Consider the following 18242-nt stretch of genomic DNA (forward strand, 5'->3'; position numbering starts at 1 on the left):
CAATCATGCCCGAACTCCCCTACGTCGCAGTCCCCAAACACATGGCGGAACGCGCTAGAAGGGCACTGTCTAGGGAGGATCTTCTCACCAGGAACGCCAAGGTGCGACGGGAGGAGGACATGGTGCTTTTTCCAGTACGCGATGTCAGACGTGCGTGCAGTGTGCTTGAGGAGCTCGGGGTACCTTACGAAGCTGGTGAAGCCGAGTTCGAACGGACCGTCGAACACCGGAGCGTAGAGGATGTCCTCGAGGACAGCCTCGGGTGGTCCGTGCCCGTACCTTACGACGTGATCGGCGACGTGGCCGTGGTTCAGATTCCCGACGAGTTGCGTGGGCATGAACGCGAAGTCGGCCGAGCTATCATGAAGGTTCACCGACGGGTCAGGGCGGTCTTCGAGCGCGGTCCCGTCCGGGGGATCTTCCGCGTTCGAGACCTTCGCCGTATAGCCGGAAAGGGCCCCGCGATGACCGAACATCGAGAACACGGGTGCAGGTTCCGGGTCGATCTGGCTCGGTGCTACTTCAACCCGAGGCTGGCCACCGAGCGTCGGTTGCTCGCCGAGGACGTTGTGAAGGAAGGATCCACAGTACTCGATCTCTTCGCCGGCGTGGGCCCCATCACGGTGATCTTGAAACGGTTTGTCCCGAACGTAGATGTCACCGCCTGCGAACTGAACCCCGTCGCATACAGGTATCTCCTGAAGAATCTCAGGTTGAATAGGGTCAAGGCGAGGGCTTTCCTGGGCGATGCACGCGAAGTGTCACGGCTGGTTGGGAAGTTCGACTACGTGATAATGAATGCACCCAAGATGGCGCATCGGTTCGTCGAAACCGCGGTACGGTGTGTACGGCCCGAAGGTAGGTTGATTTACTATCGGATCGTCCCGAACGCCGAAGAAGCGTTCGAAGAGCTCCGGAGAAAAATCGATAGACCAGTGGAACTCGAGTCTCACCGGGAAGTGAAGCCGTACTCTCCGGAGGAGTCGCTATACCGGCTTGTGGTCCGCGTTCACTGATTCAGACGCTTCCTCAGTTCGTGAAGCAGGATAGCCACGGCACCAACTTCACCCACGTTACGCTCCGTACCCACGTACACGGCCTCGTCACCGAGCTCGAGCTCCTGTTTCGTCAATCCCGGCCTGGCGCTACCGAAGACGAAACAGACCTCTTTCTCCCGAATCCCCTCGGCCACGGCGTCGAAGTCAAGTGGCTTCGCTCCACCGTGCTCGGCGTCCTCGGCCATGTACGTCACATCCGGGGAAAGCACCTCCAGTGCCTCCTTCAGATCCCGGAAGAACAGGAGCTCGATCCCGGCCTCCAGGCAGATCTTTTGAGCTTTGGGCACCCCTTCCTGGGCCGCACTACCGAGTGCTCTGCTGATAACGAACCGCTTCACCCCGAAACCGGCTACAGTCCTGGCTATCTCCTCCACTTTTCTGGGACTGTGCACGTTGTGGTACACTACAGTCACGGGAATCACATGGAAACCCCCAAATATTAAGTACGAGAGTGGACTCTGGGGGGTGGTTCCGTGAAGAAGGTGGTAGCGCTAGGCATAGTCATCGTGGCGGTCCTCGGCGGTGCGCTAGGATATTATTATTACACGACGGCGTCTAACGTAGTCCGGATCGGTTATCAGCCCAGTGACCACCATGCGGCTCTCTTCGTGGCCATGGCCAAGAAAATGTTCGAGAAGGAAGGAATCAAGGTGGAGACGTACGAGTTCAAGGCCGGACCGCCGGAGACGCAGGCGCTGGCGGCAGGTAAGATCGACGTCGCTTACATCGGGTGCGTTCCTGCGATCACGGCGTACTCCAAAGGTGTGCCGATCAAGATCGTGGCGGGAGTGAACCAAGAGGGTTCCGCGATCGTGGTGCGTAAGGATGAGGCCGGCGAGATCAAGGGCATCAAGGACTTGAAGGGTAAGCGGGTCGCGGAGCTCATGAAGGGATCCATCCAGGATTGTATGTTGAGAATCGCGCTGAAGCGGGCGGGCCTGGACCCCGATAAGGACGTGGATATCGTCGAGATGAAGACGGCCGACGCCGTGAACGCACTCGGGGCGAAGCAGATCGATGCGTTCATCGAGCCCGAGCCGGGTCCGGCGATGGCAGTCAAGAAGGGGTTCGGCGTCCGGCTCATGGACACAGGTAAGATATGGCCCCACCACCAGTGTTGCGTGCTCGTGATGCGGAAGGACTTCATCGAGCGCCATCCGGACCTCGCTAGGAAGGTACTTCGAGTCCACGTGATGGCCACGAAGTACGTGCAGGAGCATCCCGACGAGGCCGCCAAGATCACGGCGAATCAGCTAAAAGTGCCAGAGGAAGTGGAGAGAGAGGCGATGCGACACGTTCGCTACTCCGTGGACTTGGACGTGGATAGCATCAAGATGTTCGCCAGGTTCCTCAAGCAACTCGGTTACATCAAAAAACTACCGGACTGGTCCGATTTCATCGACCTGAAACTGCTCAAGGAGGTGGCCGGTTAAGTGATACGGAACCACGATGAGCGGCTCGAAACCCTGCTGAAGGTGTCGGCGCCGGTAGCCATGCTCGCAATCTGGCAGGCTGTGAGCGGACTCGGTTTGATCAATCCGGTCCTCCTTCCCTCTCCCTCCCAAGTTTTCTCGGTGTTCGTCGATATGCCTGGGGAGATACTGAAACATGCGATAACCAGCCTCTACCGGGTGGCTGTCGGGTACTCGATCGCGGCGGTCGCGGGGGTCTCGCTGGGCGTCCTGATGGGGACGTACCGTACGGCTCACGCAGCGATGGATCTCCTGATCGAGATCGTCCGTCCGATACCGCCGATAGCGTGGATACCACTGGCCATCGTGTGGTTCGGGATCGGCGACCCGTCCTCGTTCTTCATCATCTTCGTGGGTTCGTTCTTCCCGATACTGATCAACACTATCTCCGGTATCAAGGGTGTCGACAGAATCTACATCGAGGCGGCCCTCAACCTGGGTGCTGACGACACTGCGCTGATCCGGCACGTACTGGTGCCCGGGGCGCTACCCAGCATCTTCACCGGCCTGCGGGTGGGACTGGGAGTCGGCTGGATGTGCGTCGTGGCTGCCGAGATGATCGCAGCGAAGTCCGGACTCGGATACATGATCATCGAGGCGCAGCGTATACTGGCGACCGACCAGGTTATCGCGGGCATGATCACGATCGGTCTCTTGGGCCTCGTGATGGACCGCGGGTTTAGATACTTCGAGAGGAGGGCGCTCGCATGGAAGTGATCCTGAAGGTTGAAGACCTGCACAAGAGCTACGACGACCTGAAGGTGCTGGACGGCATCACGTTCGAGGCCTCGGAAGGTGAGTTCTTCGCGATCGTGGGTCCCAGCGGGTGCGGTAAGACTACTCTCCTCAAGATAATCGCCGGACTGGAGGACTACGACTCGGGCAAGGTTCTGGTGGATGGAAAAGAGGTTCGGAAGCCCGGACCCGACCGCGCTCTGGTCTTCCAAGAGTACGCCATCTTCCCGTGGAAAACCGTGTTGGAGAACGTCATGTTCGCCCCACTGATGCAAGGAAAGGACCCGGAGGAGGCTGAGCGCATCGCTCGGGAGTGCCTCAAGGTCGTCCCGGGACTCGAAGGGTTCGAGGACGCCTATCCCAAGCAACTTTCCGGCGGCATGAAGCAACGCGTCGCCATCGCCAGAGCACTTGCGGCCGAGCCCAGGATCCTGCTCATGGACGAGCCGTTCGCTGCCGTGGACGCCCAGACGCGCAACAAGATGCAGGAGGAGCTTCTGAAAATATGGGAGAGAACGGGGCGAACCATCCTCCTAGTGACGCATAACGTCGAGGAGGCGGTGTTCCTGGCCGACCGCGTGATGGTGCTCTCACCCAGGCCTGCCGAGGTAGTCGATATAGTCGATATCGACCTACCACGACCCAGGGACAGGACCGACCCGGAGTTCGTCGAGCTGCGGGCCCGAATACTCGACATGATCGGAAGCCGATGATGATGAGAGGGTTAGCCGAACCGTGACGAGCGTTTGCCGGTCCGAGGCTCTCAGGTTCTGGAAACGGCTGGGCTGCCCCTCGCTCACGTTCAACGCCCCAATGTCGGGTCACACGGGGCCAGAGCTGGCGCCCGAGCTGGAGCGCCACGGCGTGGGGATGGTAATACTCGGCGGTTACCCCGGCGACGACGCCACTTACCGGGCCTCGAAGCTGGTGGCACGCCGACGGGACGAGTTCGCGGTGCCGCCCGACCGTCTGCCGGAAGAACTATCGCGCGTCGACGTGGAGGTACCGGTGGCCGTGAACGTAAGGTTCACGGATTCCCATGGGGCAGAGAAGCTCTCTGGTGAACTTGCGGATCTCGTGGATATCATCGAAATCAACACTCACTGTCGACAACCCGAGGTCGTCCGAGTGGGTGCGGGCGAGGCGCTGCTCGAGGATCGGACACGGCTGGTCGAGATAGTTGAAGCGGTTGCAGAACACGATGTGTACGTCTCAGTGAAGCTTCGTGGACCACATCCAGCGTTCGAAGACGCGCTAGAGGCCCTGCGGAACTCGTCGGTGGACATCCTACACGTGGACGCCATGAAACCAGGCGAACCGACGTACGAGCTGGAGTACGTCCGGGCGGCGGCTCGGGTTGGGGTTCCGGTGATAGGAAACAACTCGATCCGCTCACCGAAAGACGTACGCGCCATGTTCGAGGCCGGCGCTTCCGCCGTGTCTATAGGCCGACCGATCCTAGAGGGAAATTGGGACGTCTTCGACCGACTCGCTCAGTATACCGCACTTGAAGAGTAGAGGAAGAAAGGTAGCGGGACACGTGACGCACCGCTCCCGGAATGGAGCGAAAGGGCAGGATTTGTCCGCATGTGAGAACAGTCGTTAACCCACGGCTCATAAGAGTCGCCGATTCAGGGTCGCTGTCCGACGGGCCAGCCCTCCGATCGTGCGGTGAACCCGATTATTACTTACTCCGGGGGGTAGGCTCCGAGCACGCTAATGAGCTCAGTCCTCGGTTTGTACTCTCTCGCTTCCGCGTTCCATGACGTTGAAAGCCACCGTGACGTCCGCCTTCATCGCCACGCCGCAGTGCGGGCAGACGAACAATCCACGAGACCTGCAGCCTTGTTGTGGCTTCTCGCTACACAACGGGCATGATCGAAGTGTACGGTGGAACCTCCACCACTTCAATTCTAGAACTAGTTTGTCGGCGTTCTCGCTCTTAGATGCATGACTGGGCCACCTGAGAAACCATCTTGAGAACTCGAGCCGGGTCCCACGGGCCTTCCCATGCTTAAACCCTATTCCGGTAAGATCGCTAACGACACTGCTGAATCCGGAGAAGTGGACAACGCCACGGTCCTGGTTGGCCAAAAAGGCTATCCCGAGTTCCCGACCCCGTGCGTGCTTTCAGTACCGAGGTGATTGACGGGAAACATCTGCGCCCGGTTAGCTGTGACATATAGGATCGCCGAGCTACAGTGCTCTTTGTTCGATTCGCAGTTGCTGTTTGCGTCCCGAGGTCAGACTCGTAATTCTAGTACACGCACTTGAAGGTCGGATCGGACTTAGAGTGCGACAGTTTTGATAACGTTATCACAGAAGAATGCGCGATGTTCCAGGTAATTCAACTCATTGTAAGCTGTAATACACATATTAGCCAAGAAGTCCAAATCAGATAATTTTTCCATGATCAGTCAGTACTCTCGGTCTTACCGAGTGATATTCATATTTTGACTACGAAATTTAATTCCCTTTGATTATAATTTAGACCTTAAGTATTCTCCTACTACGTATGCGATATGTGTCGTACTCGCGTCTATTGTTGAACGTATCGATAATCTTCGGCTCTCGGTTCACGATAGCGTATGAGAGAAAGTTTTTTAGCGTCGTAATACTCATCCGGGGCTGGGAGAGGCGCGGGGGCGCCCGAGCCTGGTCGAAGGGGCGGGACTTAAGATCCCGTGGCCGTAGGGCCGTCCCGGGTTCAAATCCCGGCCCCCGCACCAACCGGAAATCGTTACGAAGACAATAACGATTGCTCGGACTCTTGAAGCGACGTTCCCCGCGACCGTCCACGCCGTACGCCGACGTCGGGTCCGGAGGTAGTCGGGCGGTTTCCCGGGACTTCAGGAACACCCAAGGAGCGGCGGGGGATCGTGACACCGTGACGGTTGGACGCGGCCGTCCCTTGGTATCCGTCCTGCGTACCCTACTGAGGATCCCCGCGGTGCGACGATCTCTGGCCGCGCTGTCATCTATCCTCCTGGTGTCTACGGTCGTCTTCCACTTCCTGGAGGGATGGCCGCTGCTGACCTGCCTGTACTTCACCGCGGCCACGATCACGACCGTGGGGTACGGCGACGTCGTTCCCACCACGGAAGTGGGTCGCCTGCTTTCCGTCGTCGTCATGTTCTCCGGGATCGGCGTGGCCTCGTACGCCCTGGGAGATATCATCCAGCTCGTCTTACGAGGGGAGCTCTCCTTGGCGATCAAGGAGGACGTTCTCCGGAGGAGGATAAAGGAGATCGAGAACCACATCATCGTGTGCGGGTTCGGCAGGACGGGTAGCCGCGTCGCCAGGTTACTCTCGGAACGGTACAAGTTCGACATTGTGGTGGTAGATAAAGACGAGGAGGCTTACGAGCGAGCCGTGTACCAAGGGTTCCCAGCGGTCCTGGGCGACGCGACGAGGGAAAACACGCTGCGAGAGGCCAACGTCGAGGGCGCCCGCGGCATAGTTGTGGCGACGGGTGACGACCGCACTAACATCTTCGTGATTCTACTCGCGAAGAACTTCAGGCGGGATCTCCACGTCGTCGCCGTCGCCAACAGCCGGGAGGGCGCAAAGATGATGGAGCGTGCCGGGGCTGATGAAGTACTCTTCCTGTACGACTGCGCATCCCGTCACATAGTGCGGGCGACTCTCTCCCCCACGATGTTCAGAGTGACGGTGCGGCACTCCGTGGACGAGATCTCTGACGTCATGTGGATTATAATCGGCAACGGCGGTGTGGTGCAGTGCGTAGAGTACTACACTCCGCCGTTAAAGTCACCGATCCGTAGGGATGTCGTGATAAGCTCAATGGACGAAGTGATGAAGTTTATCAAAAGTCTAGAGAAGTACCCAGAAAGGAAGCGAACCCTGGAGGATCTCTACAAGGTCTCTGAGAACGTCCACACCTACTACGTCATCGTCCATAACGAGGAGGAGCGCGAGCGCATCCTCCGGGAGCTCGACCGACGCGGCTACCTCGTCGGTGTCGACCTCACCACCGACGAGATCCTCAAAAAGATCGAGCGGCTCCGAGGTGAGTGACTCCCGTGCCTACTACCGAGCTGCCCCCGCACTCCGTTGCCGGTCCTGTACTCACCGTCACGCTCCTCGGGCCCACTCTTCTGTAATCATCTTCGATCGATGTTCAGGTGATGCTCAAGTCTCAAATTCTCCATTATCTTTGAGATGTACTGTAAGTCTGGAATATTTATCATCTCGCAACGATTTACAAAAGGACGGCAGCAGACCCATCCGGAGTACAAGCGTATACCACATCAGGACGTTCCGCTACCTGCCGATCCGGTGGAGCGAATTCGGTACATGCGGATCCTTCGAAAGTGCACCGACGTGGTGTCAAGCCGAGGCTGCGGAAGACGTGTTGTAAGGTTTCGGGTGGATGTGTGTCCTGTACTACGTCGCGTATTTCGAGCGGACGAAGCGATACCTACGGGTTCGGCCAATCTACCTGTGGAATGGTAACTCGAGCGTGGAGTCGACTGGCCGAACAGCCGAGGGAGCGCGTGCTCAAACTCGCCCGAATCGCCGCCCGGCACCTTCGCACAGCGCTCGAGATGTCACGTGAGGCTTGCGCCGTACGCCGACTGATCGTCCGGACCCAGGCACTCGCCTTCGACCTCGAGCCCGCGTGCTCGACCGGGCTACGGGGTCAGCTCGAGCGCGCCCAGAGATCGTGAAGACCGTGCTCGGACTCTGGAAGGTCTGGAAAACGGTAAACTCCTATCTCTAGGCGATAGTGATGGGATGGCAAACGCCGGGCAACGTGTAGTCACCAGGTACCTCAGGAGCACGGTCACCACGTCCACCTGATAATTCGGCGTGGGGCTTCCGATTATCAGCGGCCTCGGAAGCGGTGTGAAACGAGTGGGCCAGCGGACCGAGGGAACGGTGACTAGTGCTCCCTGGACCTCACGACGCTAGCTAAAAGACCGCGTCGATCGGGTCCGCATCTCTCCTCGGACGGAGTACTCGACGTAACCTTAGAGGAGGGTTTAGCAGGACGCACTTTGGGACGTCCCACCAATCTCCGCCCATAGAGGGCACACCTCGTCCAGCACCCACTGAACGAGCCGTCGAAGACCTCCGGCCAGCGGTAAAGGCAGGCCCGTGCCGGCCGCTACGAGTCGGAGCCAGTTCCAGCGGGAGCGCCCCATCATACCTTCCTCGACGTACATACCGGTGTAGGTGCAGATCGAAGTAATATCGGTTGGCTACCATGGCGAGGCAGAGGATAAGCCGGAGGAGCGCGTCCTCGGGCTGTAGCTTCGGCGGGGTGATCAGGATGTTATCGACGAACGAGCGCGAGAGCTAGAGCGCGCCGTTCAGGACTCGCATGAGGCATCCGATGGGGAATCCTATTACGGTTCCATAACGTCATTTTCCGGTGGGAAAGCTTCAGGCGGCGAGTCCGGGTGAGGTGAGCGTCACTTCGTATTTCTTGGTTAGCTCCGTATGTGCCGGTGCCAGTGCGAGCTCATTAAGAGCGTTCGGATTTCCTTCACAGTTCACTGTTGTCCCTGGCGCTCCCTCCGCAGCGACACTTCGGGTCACCCCTTCCTAGTCGTAGCTCATCGGAGTTAGATCGGCGCAGAATGCCGTGGCAGTTGCTGCTCGGGAGACGTAGAGTCGATGTTAACGCTAAGAGACGTCACGATGTAACCGTCCTGGAAAACCCACCACGTCGCTGTGTTATTCAACATGCTAATCATCGGCTAGCTAGGCGACGGAAAAGTTATTAGTGGCTAGCTTCGTGGTTAATCATTGGAGAAAGCCGGGGCGGCCGAGCCCGGTCTAAGGCGCGGGACTTGAGATCCCGTGGCCCGTATGGGCCGCCCGGGTTCAAATCCCGGCCCCGGCGCCAATTCGAAATTGTTATGAGTACCGTAACGTTATTCATACCGAGCTCGTGTGTCCCTAACGACTCTAACCCCATCGCCTTCCGTCACCCTCCCGATCGTCGTCAGATCGAACTCCTCAATCACGTCCTCTGGGCCGCAGATCAAAAACTCGTAATCTTCTCCGCCCTCGAGCGCTAGATCCACCGGGTTCACACCCAACCTTCTCGCGATCTCCCTCACGCCTTCATCCACCGGTACTTCCCACGCGTAGATCTCGATCGCCACCCCGGATCGTCTCGCGATCGCTTCCGCCTCCGCCAGAAGTCCATCGCTAATGTCCGTGACAGCGACGCGATAGCCACTCTGTGCGAGCTCCACACCCACCTCCACTGGTGGTCTCGGTCGTGCGAACCGCTCGTACAACGTTTCCTCCAGTTTTAAACCGTTGAGTATGGCCCTCACGAACGCGTTGGGGCCGCCTAACGGCCCCGTGACTGCTACCAAGTCACCAGGGCGGGCGTTCGACATCAGCAGCGGTTCGCCTTTTAGCTTCCCCAAGCACGTACCTGAGAGGACGAGCTCATCCCCTTCCACGATATCTCCACCTACCAGAGACGTCCCGAACTCCCGCAGTCCTTCGGATATTCCGAGTATGAGCTGCTCGACGTCCACCTCGTCGTCTAAGCAGACGGAGAACCCGAAAAAACTTGGTTCTCCTCCCATAGCGCCGACGTCGCTCACCACTGAAGCCACGAACTTCCAGCCCAGATCTCGGTCCTTGAGCTCCTTCGGCACGTGCCTAGATCGGGTCATAGCGTCGAAGTTGACGACGGTTCCGTCCGGGAGGACAGCAGCGTCGTCCTTCCCTGCTTCGACCCATGGTCCCTCGGTGGGACACGCCTCCACGATGTGTTTGATCAATTCTTCTTCTTCCTTCGGCCGCCACGTCCGGGGTGACGGTCCCTTGAAGCCGGAACTCAAGCGCGTCCCCCGCGAGGAGCTCGACTCGATAGCGGATGAAATGGCGAGGAAGTTCAGCTGCAAACGTGTAGCCCACGTTGTGAGATCTTTCCGTCTCATTAAGCTCGAGGGTAGATGGACGGAGTACTTCGTAATGAACCGGGTGGATTTCGACCCGGCCGATCTGCCCGAGCGCGCTGACCCGTTCCTGGTCGGTCGACCCTTCTGTGAGAGGTCGGCCCGAGGTGATCTGAGGATTCACGTCGAAGGTGCGCGCGAACTCACGCGCCACGTCGATGAAATAAAGACTTACGTGACGGAACGGGCAGCGGTGCTGTTTACCTACGGTCGAGACGTGCTCCCCGAGAGTATCGTCGAAATCCGTGGTCCGAAGGAACCCAGACTGGTCGCGGTGGTATATCGTGACGATCTTGGGGAGCATTGCGTCGGAGTGGGTCGCCTTCGGTTCTCCGAAGATGGTCGTCCCGTGGTGGATAACGTGATCGATCGTGGATGGTATCTCCGGAGGGGAGGTTGAGATGCTGGCCATTAGCATGGACGTAGACAACGTTCCTGGTGCTCTTAAAGCGATCGCCGGCGTCATCGCGGACCACGGTGGTAACATAGTCCACATCCAGCAGGACTCCGAGGGCGAGCTGGCCCGCTTGTACATGGAGATCGAGGGTGTGGAGCGGCCCAAAGTACTCGTCTCCGAGCTGAGATCACTGGACGTCGTCCGAGAGGTCCGCGTGCTGAAGCCCTTGAAGGAGATATACGGCAAGCGCGTGATCGTGATGGGAGGGGGAGCTCAGGTCGCCGAAGTCGCCCGAGGCGCGATCACCGAGGCGGACCGTCATAACATCCGAGGTGAACGCATCAGCGTTGACACTATCCCGCTAGTCGGTGAGGAAAACCTGGCGGAAGCCGTCCGGGCCGTGGCCCGTCTGCCTAGGGTGGGGATCTTAGTTCTCGCGGGGTCCCTGATGGGGGGGAAGATCACGGAGGCAGTTCAAGAGCTCCGCGAGGAACACGGGGTACCTGTGATATCCCTGAACATGGCCGGGAGCGTTCCCGAGGTTGCGGACCTCGTGGTGACGGACCCCGTTCAAGCCGGTGTCATGGCCGTCATGGCTATCTCCGACGCCGGGGTCTTCGACCTTTCCAGGGTTAGGGGTAGGAAGTTCTGACGGGGGTGCTTCCATGCTCCTCGAGAAGTCCTTGGAGGAGGCGCCCGTGGTGAACCGTGACGGATACTGGTACTTCGTACATCCTATCACGGACGGTGTCCCGGAGCTCCCGCCCGAGTTACTCCGTGAAGTTGCGTACAGGATCGTCCGCGCCTTAAACAGCACAGACTTCGATAAGATCGTGTGTGTGGAGGCCATGGGGATCCACCTGGGAGCCCTTCTATCGGACATGTTAGACCGTCCGTTAGTGATAGTCAGGAAACGTGAGTACGGGTTAGACGGTGAGGTGGAGATCATCCAGGAGAAAGGGTACGGTGTGGAGAAGCTGTACCTGAACGGCGTGTCCGAAGGGGACAGAGTCGTGGTCGTAGACGACGTGATCAGTACAGGTGGAACCCTAGTCGGGTTAATCAACGCCCTCGACGACGTCGGGGCCGAGATCGAAGACGTGGTGGTCGTGGTGGCCAGGGGAGGTCTTGGCAGAGTTAAGGAGGAAACAGGGATCGACGTCAAGTACTTGGTTCGAGTGGAGGTGTCGGAGGACGGTGTGAGCGTGGTCGAGTCGTGCTATCGCTGATCTTTGAGGACGCGGATCCACTCCCCTTCCGCCTCCCTGGAGCTCCCGACGATCGCTATCAGTTCTCCCGAGTTCCTCTCCCGCTCGAGCTTTCCGGAGACCTCGATAACCTCTCCCTCGAACGCTTGACCCACGTAGGTGTGTGTATAACTCCTCACTTCGGTCACTCCGTACCCTTTCTCGGTGTCCGACTCTACCACTTCGACCTTCCATCGCGCGGGGTAGTCAAACGCCAACGAATCGTCGAGGACTTCGCAGACTAGTCGAACGTTCTCTTCGACGGTCTCAAACTCTTCCCACCTGACGTCGGAGAGTTCCGATTCGTCGCGTACGAGCAACACGTCACACACCCGATCGCCGATGACCACCCTATTCCCCTTACGCAGCTCGTGCCGTAGGAACTCCTCGAAGTCGAGCTCTGGGGATCTCCTCCGGTATACGCGCTCCCAGTGATCGTAGTCCAGCGCCCTCAGAAGATCCCGACCCTCGCCGGTCTCCTGGATCCGTAAGATCGCATCACGTACCGCGAGGAACTCCTGAACACCGTAGACGACTACATCCAGGTCCGATTCGGCCGGATCGTGGAGTTCAGGTAACAGCGATCCTGTGACCCCGAACCTGGACTCCGGTACTCCGGAGTCCTCGGCGAGTTCCAGCACGGCTCTAGCGGCCATCTCTTCTAGATCGTCCTTCGGTTCTTCCAAGATCCTATCCATACGATCCCTCGGGTGTAAGTGCTCCACTACATCCTCCGATGGCACCACTTGATCGTAGAAGTCCCCCCTGACCTTCCGGACGTACTCCGGGTGTCGCTCCTTGAGGATTTCGAACGATTCTTCGAAGCTTACTTTACGATACCTTTCACCTGTAGGTCTGCGAATCCTATTTCCCTCTGGATCCTTCACGTACCGCATCAGCGCCAGGAAACCGTCCTCCGGATGGACGTAAGATATCACCGAGAACACGGCATCCTCCGTTACGAGGAAGTCGCGCAGCATCGGGTACAAGGGGGACACCCCGCTGATCGAGGAGTGTGTTGAAGGTGCTGAGCTGCGAGTGGTCCGATTGGAACCCGGCGAGCGATTCCCGGAGAGTGTTAACATGAACAGGTGGAGGAACTCCGTCGTGGTTTCAGGCAAGGGGAGCGTCCGCGCGCTCCGGTGGAGGTTGGGGGACACTCCAGTCTTCGAGACTCGCGGGAAGTTCGAGCTGATCTCACTTGAAGGGCTGCTGTTCGACGACGGTTCCTATCACCTGCACGCGTCGGTATCTGACGAGAACGGGCACACACTATCTGGGCATGTCAAGGGATTCGAGGTTTACACCACCGTGGAGTTGGTACTACTCAGACTGAGTGCGCGCCTCGAGCGTGAACATGACCCTCACACCGGGCATATGGAGTTAGCCCGCATTATTCCGTCAGCACGCGACACCCGCGCTCGGTAATCATCACGGTATGTTCCCACTGGGCAACCGGTTCCCCGTTCACCTCGACGAGCTCTGGGTAGGCTTTCACGGCTCCAAGCTTACTCAGTCTTAGCAGTTCGAACTTCATTCTTGTGGCTTCCTTCACCCAACGTCGAGCGAAAGGCAGTGACTTCCGATCCTCGTATATTCGGTGCAGATCCAAGCGAGACCGTTGATTGGGGTTCCGCACCGAGAAAATCTCGACGGTCGAGCCGGGTCTCACGTCCCCTTTTCCGTCCTCAGTGGTCACGAACGGTTCGACTGCCAGTACCATCCCCTCCTCGAGCTTGTCTTCGTATCCCGGCAGATCGTCGTTGGGGATAGAAACGCCGGCGTGTAGGTTCCACGGTTCGATCTGATGACCTGTGAGTCCGATAACCGGCTTGAAGCCGTAGTCTCGACACACCTCGCCGATGGCCCTTCCGACTTCGCGACACTCGACGCCCGGTCGAATCATCGCTATGGCCGCTTCTAGGGCCTCGCGGGCGACCTCCGCCAACAATTCTCCTAGGTCGTTGTCGAAGGACAACGTGATCGCCGCGTCTCCGATGGCACCGTTGACGTGAGCACCTATGTCGATTTTCAGGATGTCCCCTGGTGATATCTCGATTTCATCGTCCGGGCTCGGCGTGTAATGAGCCGCCACCTCGTTAAGCGACAGGTTTACCGGAAATGCCGGTTCTGCACCTTGATCCCTCACGCAATCCTCGAGGTATTCGGCTATTTCCAGCAGCTTGTCTCCAACGTCGACCTCCCGGGCAGCCCTACGTAGAACCCTTTTGACCACCTTTCCGGCTTCCCGGAACTCATCGTTCACGTCCAGTCCCCCCGGGGGAGACGCCCTGTGGAAACGGTTAGAGTATCCGTGCTGGATATAGTGCGACGCATCGCGGACGTCGCGGCCCTAAGCGTTTTCGAGGTGATCAGGGATAGTTCCCTCGACGTACTCGGATGCACGGTGTTCAACATCGAGCTCGCGCGACGACTGATAAACAAGGGCTTGGACGTCCGGCTGGTCTCTTCGGAAGTGGACGGTCTGAAGGGCTTGCCAGTGGTCGAGAAGCCTGCGTCCGATACGCTGTTACTGATCGAACCGCTGACTTTCTACTCAGAATACCGTCTGCTTCGGTCTCACGTCCTCGTTCTTATGTTCAAGTACGAGAACCCCGGATTCAGGGAGTGTTTACGTGACCTGGATCACACGATGCTGATACCCGAAGTCGGAGGGCAACTTTTACCTGATCTTCACACGGCATTCTTGGCGGTGCTTCAGGAGGCTGTGAGATCCGCCTCTGAAGGGCACCATGTTGTGGGGCTCCGGGTCTCCGACACTTCGGATTACTTCATCCCTAATTCAGATCCGGAAGAGGTGAGGCGACGCGATGACGCGATCGTAGTAAGGGCCATACCTCCCTACCGGTTGAGGGAAGGTAGGGTTTGGGAAGCCGTAGCTCGGGCGATCGATCAAGTACGATTCAGGAGGGTGTCCCGGTGCTTCCAGAAGTAGGCGCCCACCCCTCCGAGACAAACTGCTGGGACCGACAGATGGAAAAGACCGTTCAGAAGGTCCCGCCCGGCGAGACACGCTAAGAATATTATGGCGAGTGCTAAGCCGTCTCCCTCTCCGGGACAAATTACGTGAGTTACGGCTAGAAACACGGCGGCTACGATGCACATCCACTCGGGGTAATAGTACGCCGCGGGTGCTAGGGATACCAAAAACACGACACGTAGCCACCGCTTACTACGGAGGTTCAACTGGAACTTCTTCACCCCTTCTCTTCAGCTCCTCGAAGAGTTCTTCCAGCAGCTTCCCCAGCCTCTGTCCCAATCCCTCCGCTTTCGGTAGTTCTGAGCTGATAGCCCTGGCGATAACGTAAGCTAGCAGGAACACGGCACACTTGTGCTGTAGTTTTGTTTTGTGTAGATGGCCCGGTTTCACGTTGAACTCATCGTACAACTTTACGTCGTCTTCCCTAGTTTTCCCTTCCATTTTTAGATACTCCAGAACATAGTAAAGAACCGAGTGGAGGAGGAAGAATTCGTCCTTTTTCATCTGGGGTGCACCCCGTTAAATGTACCCTCGTTTATCCTCTTGGTGGTAGTATGAATCTGTTGTATCACCCTGAATAACACGCTGTTGCGCGGCCGGTAAGGAGAGCGAGCATGTAGCTACATCTCGTCTCAGGCCTTCCTCTAGTGAGCCGTACTCCTCTATAATCTGATCCTCGACGGGCTTCGCCTTCTTAATGGCGGCCCGAACGTGCTTAGGTTCAATGTACTTCGCTCCCTTCATCACCGCGAGATCTCCCGCCAACCTCACGACTCCGGACAAGTCACGGAGCCGTAGAGTTAGGGCGTCTCTCTCACCATCTATCACTCTGGCGCGTCGTTGCGCCTCCTTCACGATCTCTTCGACGGCCTCTCTGGTGGCGTGCGGGATCCGTCCATCCCGCTCCACTTCTTGGGCGACGAACTGTGCCAACTTGGCCCGGTTCTCTTCGGTATCCGGCATCGTGGTTTTCATCAGGACTTCGTATCCTTCACCTTGGATACGCGATCGTAGCGGTGATAATATCATTGGAAGGTCCTGGATGTTGCACGCTCCTACGAGAATGAAATCGCATGGGACGCCTTCCACGCGTACCGCCGCGCCTGATGACTGTGGGTTTTTACCGGTGATCGGGTACTCCTTTTCCTGCATCGCCGTGAGCAGGTGTTGCTGGAGGGGACCCAACTGTGCTAGTTCGTCGATGAACAGGACGCCTTCATGGGCTTCGTGTACAGCCCCCGGGATTACTCGCTTATACGGAGGCTCACCAAGCTGCTCGTCGCCCCCCCAGGGACAGTGTTTCACGTCTCCCAATAGCTCCGTTTCACTAGCACCAGTAACTTGGACGAACGGTTTCCTATCTAGAGGTACCAGTACTTTTTTCTCCTCCTCGGAGTCGGGCTTGACGACCCGGATTCTGTCACCCACGCGTTCGTAGATCACCGCCACTTGGCGGCTCGTAGCCCGGTCGTATTGGGTGGCCCGATAGGTACGAGCGGAGTACTTCTGTGATCCACACCGAGGACAGTATCGACAGTCCGGATCGCTGTATTCCCCACAACTCGGGCATCGGAATCCGAGCTGTTCGGCGACCGGCTCAGGGACATCCTCGGGCGACAGTAGTGTGTCCGAGTCTTCTTTCTCGACCTCGTCTCGCGTACGGACCTTCACGATGGGACGTTCCGGGTTAGCTGGGTTGTGGTACACCTCGATCTGCTCACGGGGTTTGGGCAGCAGCTCGGCAATTCCCTGAGCTATCATGCTCTTACCAACGCCCGGAGGACCGACGAGAAGAAGGTGCCTACGCTGCTTCGCGGCGAGCTTAGCGTACTCCACGGCGTGGTCTTGGCCTATCACCATGTCCAGCGGGTTGTCGGGAATCTTTATGTCGGCCGTCGTCTCGATATCATCCAGGGTGAAGTCCTCCTTCACGGGGTCGATAAGGTCTTTCTCATCACGCTCATTCTCGGAGCTCTTCTCATCTTTGCCAGAATCTTTTTTCCGAATCAATTTATCTAGCAAGCCCGAGGAAAGCACATTGTGCGGCATATGAAACCACCTCAGACAGACTAGTGCTAAGACATCGTGATGATCTTAACACCTTTCTTGATCTCAGGATCGAGATCTCCTTCTTTCACGCCCACTACGTACTTCACACCCTTCTCTCGGGCTGCTTCGACGAGTCGACGCGTAATCACACCGTCAAGAACTACAGCCCGTACGCCGTCTTCGGATTTTAGTTTCTCAACCAACTCATCGAGTTCCACCTCTTTAACCGGCTCTAGACCCTCATCGAGGAGCTCCGCGCGGAACGTGCCTTTGAGATGCTTCAACCTGTCAAGCAATCGGCGCTCTTGGGGGTCACGTTTCGGTCGCTCCTTCTTACGTAGGCGACCTCGTCTCTTGGGTCTCTTCTTGGGTTTTGGCTTCTTCTTGCCCTTTTCCCTCTCCTTGTCCTTGTGGCGCTCACCGACCTCCTTGAGATACTCCTCTACCGGGACCTTCCTCTCGAGCGCCCGTTTGATCTCCTTCCTGGTCAGCTCCTCCACTTCCTTGCCCTTCGGTGCCTTCGCGACGTAGTCTACGTCGGCTACTTGGAGTAATTCCTTTAGGATCAGCTCGCCGCCGCGGTCCCCGTCGACGAACGCCGTCACGGTCTTCTCCTTGGAAAGTTCTACGATCGCCTCCGGTACGTTAGTGCCCTCCACCGCGATCACGTTTTTAATCCCGCACCGGAGCAAGTTCGCTACGTCCGCCCTCCCCTCCACCACTATGATCGCGTCCGAATCTTCCACGTTCGGTCCGGCCGGTAGTCCTTTGTACTCCTCGACTTCGACATCCTCTACGGCTTCTTTCACCTTCTGCACGAGCTCACTGCTGTCCGGAGTCACTTCGCTCACCATTTCACGCAGAATCTCGCGAGCTCTGCGGATCATCCGATTCCGCTTCTCTTTCCGGATATCGTCTATTGACACCACCTCCACTTCGGCCCGACACGGGCCGATCCTATCGACTTGCTCCAACGCAGCGGCTACCAAGGCGGTCTCCACACGATCCAGGCTCGACGGGACTATGATTTCACCTACGGTTTTTCCATTCTCGTTCCGCAGCTTGACGTCAATACGACCTATACGGCCCGTTTTTAATAACCGACGCAGGTCGAGGTCGTCGCCTAATAGTCCCTCAGTCTGGCCGAAGATAGCACCCACAACGTCCGGACGTTCCACGTAACCGTTAGCACGTAGTTTGGCCCGGATGACGTATTTGACGGCCCCGTTACCGTAATCGGTGCGCCCTTCCGACAATGCTATCCCTCCCTCGCGCGATCGTGAGGAGTGAAGGATAAGCGCTAACTCGGTTTCCTAGCACCCCCCGTCGTTC

General features: G+C 57.9%; 20 protein-coding genes and 2 tRNA genes. 14 read left to right on the top strand and 8 right to left on the bottom strand.

Going from position 1 to position 18242, the window contains the following annotated elements:
• Positions 1-5 precede the first annotated feature (5 nt).
• Positions 6-1016, top strand: a complete 1011-nt coding sequence (locus BW919_RS03945; protein WP_088335754.1) for a class I SAM-dependent methyltransferase family protein — start codon at positions 6-8, stop codon at positions 1014-1016.
• Here the strand turns inward: BW919_RS03945 and BW919_RS03950 are convergent.
• The gene (locus tag BW919_RS03950) at positions 1010-1480 is read right to left on the bottom strand and encodes a RecB-family nuclease (RefSeq protein ID WP_157665993.1); all 471 of its coding nucleotides are present in this window, start codon (positions 1478-1480) and stop codon (positions 1010-1012) included. The genes BW919_RS03945 and BW919_RS03950 overlap by 7 nt on opposite strands.
• A gap of 51 nt (positions 1481-1531) precedes the next feature.
• Between BW919_RS03950 and BW919_RS03955 the strand changes: the two genes are divergently transcribed.
• Genes BW919_RS03955 through BW919_RS03970 form a run of 4 tightly spaced genes read left to right on the top strand, consistent with a single transcriptional unit; the run spans position 1532 to position 4783 of the window.
• The gene (locus BW919_RS03955) at positions 1532-2491 is read left to right on the top strand and encodes an aliphatic sulfonate ABC transporter substrate-binding protein (RefSeq protein ID WP_157665995.1); all 960 of its coding nucleotides are present in this window, start codon (positions 1532-1534) and stop codon (positions 2489-2491) included.
• Positions 2492-3247, top strand: a complete 756-nt coding sequence (locus BW919_RS03960) for an ABC transporter permease (RefSeq protein WP_088335757.1) — start codon at positions 2492-2494, stop codon at positions 3245-3247.
• Positions 3238-3978 (top strand): ABC transporter ATP-binding protein, encoded by a 741-nt coding sequence (locus BW919_RS03965; protein WP_088335758.1) that lies wholly within the window; start codon positions 3238-3240, stop codon positions 3976-3978. The genes BW919_RS03960 and BW919_RS03965 overlap by 10 nt, the downstream gene beginning before the upstream one ends.
• A 22-nt stretch (positions 3979-4000) precedes the next feature.
• Positions 4001-4783, top strand: a complete 783-nt coding sequence (locus tag BW919_RS03970) for a tRNA-dihydrouridine synthase (RefSeq protein ID WP_088335759.1) — start codon at positions 4001-4003, stop codon at positions 4781-4783.
• Positions 4784-4990: 207 nt separating this feature from the next.
• Here the strand turns inward: BW919_RS03970 and BW919_RS08135 are convergent, their stop codons facing one another.
• Positions 4991-5359 carry a zinc ribbon domain-containing protein gene (locus tag BW919_RS08135; protein WP_088335760.1) on the bottom strand — a complete coding sequence of 123 codons (369 nt, stop codon included), beginning with the start codon at positions 5357-5359 and terminating at the stop codon, positions 4991-4993.
• A 545-nt stretch (positions 5360-5904) separates the two neighbouring features.
• Between BW919_RS08135 and BW919_RS03980 the strand changes: the two genes are divergently transcribed.
• The 4 genes from BW919_RS03980 (at position 5905) to BW919_RS03990 (ending at position 9141) form a co-directional block, all read left to right on the top strand.
• Positions 5905-5994 (top strand) — tRNA-Leu (locus tag BW919_RS03980).
• 158 nt (positions 5995-6152) lie between these two features.
• A complete protein-coding gene (locus tag BW919_RS03985; RefSeq protein WP_198324672.1) occupies positions 6153-7304 on the top strand; it encodes an NAD-binding protein in 1152 nt (383 codons plus the stop codon).
• Positions 7305-7663: 359 nt separating this feature from the next.
• Positions 7664-7957: a hypothetical protein gene (locus BW919_RS07985; RefSeq protein ID WP_198324673.1), complete on the top strand. Its 294-nt coding sequence runs from the start codon at positions 7664-7666 to the stop codon at positions 7955-7957.
• Positions 7958-9050: 1093 nt separating this feature from the next.
• A tRNA-Ser gene (locus BW919_RS03990) sits at positions 9051-9141 on the top strand.
• A gap of 28 nt (positions 9142-9169) precedes the next feature.
• Here BW919_RS03990 and thiL read toward each other — a convergent pair.
• A complete protein-coding gene (gene thiL / locus BW919_RS03995) occupies positions 9170-10099 on the bottom strand; it encodes a thiamine-phosphate kinase (RefSeq protein WP_157666000.1) in 930 nt (309 codons plus the stop codon).
• Between thiL and BW919_RS04000 the strand changes: the two genes are divergently transcribed.
• The 3 genes from BW919_RS04000 to hpt are packed head-to-tail and all read left to right on the top strand — an operon-like array spanning position 10083 to position 11842.
• Positions 10083-10616 carry a PUA domain-containing protein gene (locus BW919_RS04000; protein ID WP_157666002.1) on the top strand — a complete coding sequence of 178 codons (534 nt, stop codon included), beginning with the start codon at positions 10083-10085 and terminating at the stop codon, positions 10614-10616. The two genes, thiL and BW919_RS04000, sit on opposite strands and share 17 nt — an antisense overlap.
• 1 nt (position 10617) lies before the next feature.
• Positions 10618-11265 (top strand): DUF5612 domain-containing protein, encoded by a 648-nt coding sequence (locus BW919_RS04005; protein WP_088335764.1) that lies wholly within the window; start codon positions 10618-10620, stop codon positions 11263-11265.
• A gap of 13 nt (positions 11266-11278) precedes the next feature.
• Positions 11279-11842 (top strand): hypoxanthine/guanine phosphoribosyltransferase, encoded by a 564-nt coding sequence (hpt, locus tag BW919_RS04010; RefSeq protein ID WP_088335765.1) that lies wholly within the window; start codon positions 11279-11281, stop codon positions 11840-11842.
• Here the strand turns inward: hpt and BW919_RS04015 are convergent.
• Positions 11833-12849 carry a DNA polymerase subunit beta gene (locus BW919_RS04015; RefSeq protein WP_088335766.1) on the bottom strand — a complete coding sequence of 339 codons (1017 nt, stop codon included), beginning with the start codon at positions 12847-12849 and terminating at the stop codon, positions 11833-11835. The two genes, hpt and BW919_RS04015, sit on opposite strands and share 10 nt — an antisense overlap.
• Positions 12850-12907: 58 nt before the next feature.
• Between BW919_RS04015 and BW919_RS04020 the strand changes: the two genes are divergently transcribed.
• Positions 12908-13288, top strand: coding sequence for a PPC domain-containing DNA-binding protein (locus tag BW919_RS04020; RefSeq protein WP_088335767.1), 381 nt, complete (start codon positions 12908-12910; stop codon positions 13286-13288).
• On the opposite strand, the gene map is transcribed toward BW919_RS04020, so the two are convergent.
• Positions 13254-14126, bottom strand: coding sequence for a type II methionyl aminopeptidase (gene map, locus BW919_RS04025; RefSeq protein WP_157666004.1), 873 nt, complete (start codon positions 14124-14126; stop codon positions 13254-13256). The two genes, BW919_RS04020 and map, sit on opposite strands and share 35 nt — an antisense overlap.
• A 27-nt stretch (positions 14127-14153) precedes the next feature.
• Between map and BW919_RS04030 the strand changes: the two genes are divergently transcribed.
• Positions 14154-14816: a hypothetical protein gene (locus tag BW919_RS04030; RefSeq protein ID WP_088335769.1), complete on the top strand. Its 663-nt coding sequence runs from the start codon at positions 14154-14156 to the stop codon at positions 14814-14816.
• Positions 14817-15053: 237 nt separating this feature from the next.
• Here BW919_RS04030 and BW919_RS04035 read toward each other — a convergent pair whose 3' ends face one another.
• The 3 genes from BW919_RS04035 to dnaG all read right to left on the bottom strand — a co-directional run bounded on the left by BW919_RS04035 (position 15054) and on the right by dnaG (position 18166).
• On the bottom strand, positions 15054-15365 hold the full coding sequence (locus BW919_RS04035) for a UPF0058 family protein (protein WP_088335770.1): 312 nt from the start codon (positions 15363-15365) through the stop codon (positions 15054-15056).
• A gap of 15 nt (positions 15366-15380) precedes the next feature.
• Positions 15381-16871, bottom strand: a complete 1491-nt coding sequence (locus tag BW919_RS04040) for a Lon protease family protein (RefSeq protein ID WP_232452919.1) — start codon at positions 16869-16871, stop codon at positions 15381-15383.
• Between the two features lie 65 nt (positions 16872-16936).
• The gene (gene dnaG / locus BW919_RS04045) at positions 16937-18166 is read right to left on the bottom strand and encodes a DNA primase DnaG (RefSeq protein ID WP_088335771.1); all 1230 of its coding nucleotides are present in this window, start codon (positions 18164-18166) and stop codon (positions 16937-16939) included.
• Between the last annotated feature and the right edge of the window lie 76 nt (positions 18167-18242).

The sequence above is a fragment of the Methanopyrus sp. KOL6 genome, from assembly GCF_002201915.1.
Classification (GTDB): Archaea; JAADCQ01; Methanopyri; order Methanopyrales; family Methanopyraceae; genus Methanopyrus.

Excerpts from the sequence above, each read along its gene's own strand:
- BW919_RS03945 (WP_088335754.1), top strand. The coding sequence starts at position 6 with ATGCCCGAACTCCCCTACGTCGCAGTCCCCAAACACATGGCGGAACGC.
- BW919_RS03965 (WP_088335758.1), top strand. The coding sequence starts at position 3,238 with ATGGAAGTGATCCTGAAGGTTGAAGACCTGCACAAGAGCTACGACGAC.
- BW919_RS04005 (WP_088335764.1), top strand. The coding sequence starts at position 10,618 with ATGCTGGCCATTAGCATGGACGTAGACAACGTTCCTGGTGCTCTTAAA.
- hpt (WP_088335765.1), top strand. The coding sequence starts at position 11,279 with ATGCTCCTCGAGAAGTCCTTGGAGGAGGCGCCCGTGGTGAACCGTGAC.
- BW919_RS04035 (WP_088335770.1), bottom strand. The coding sequence starts at position 15,365 with ATGAAAAAGGACGAATTCTTCCTCCTCCACTCGGTTCTTTACTATGTT.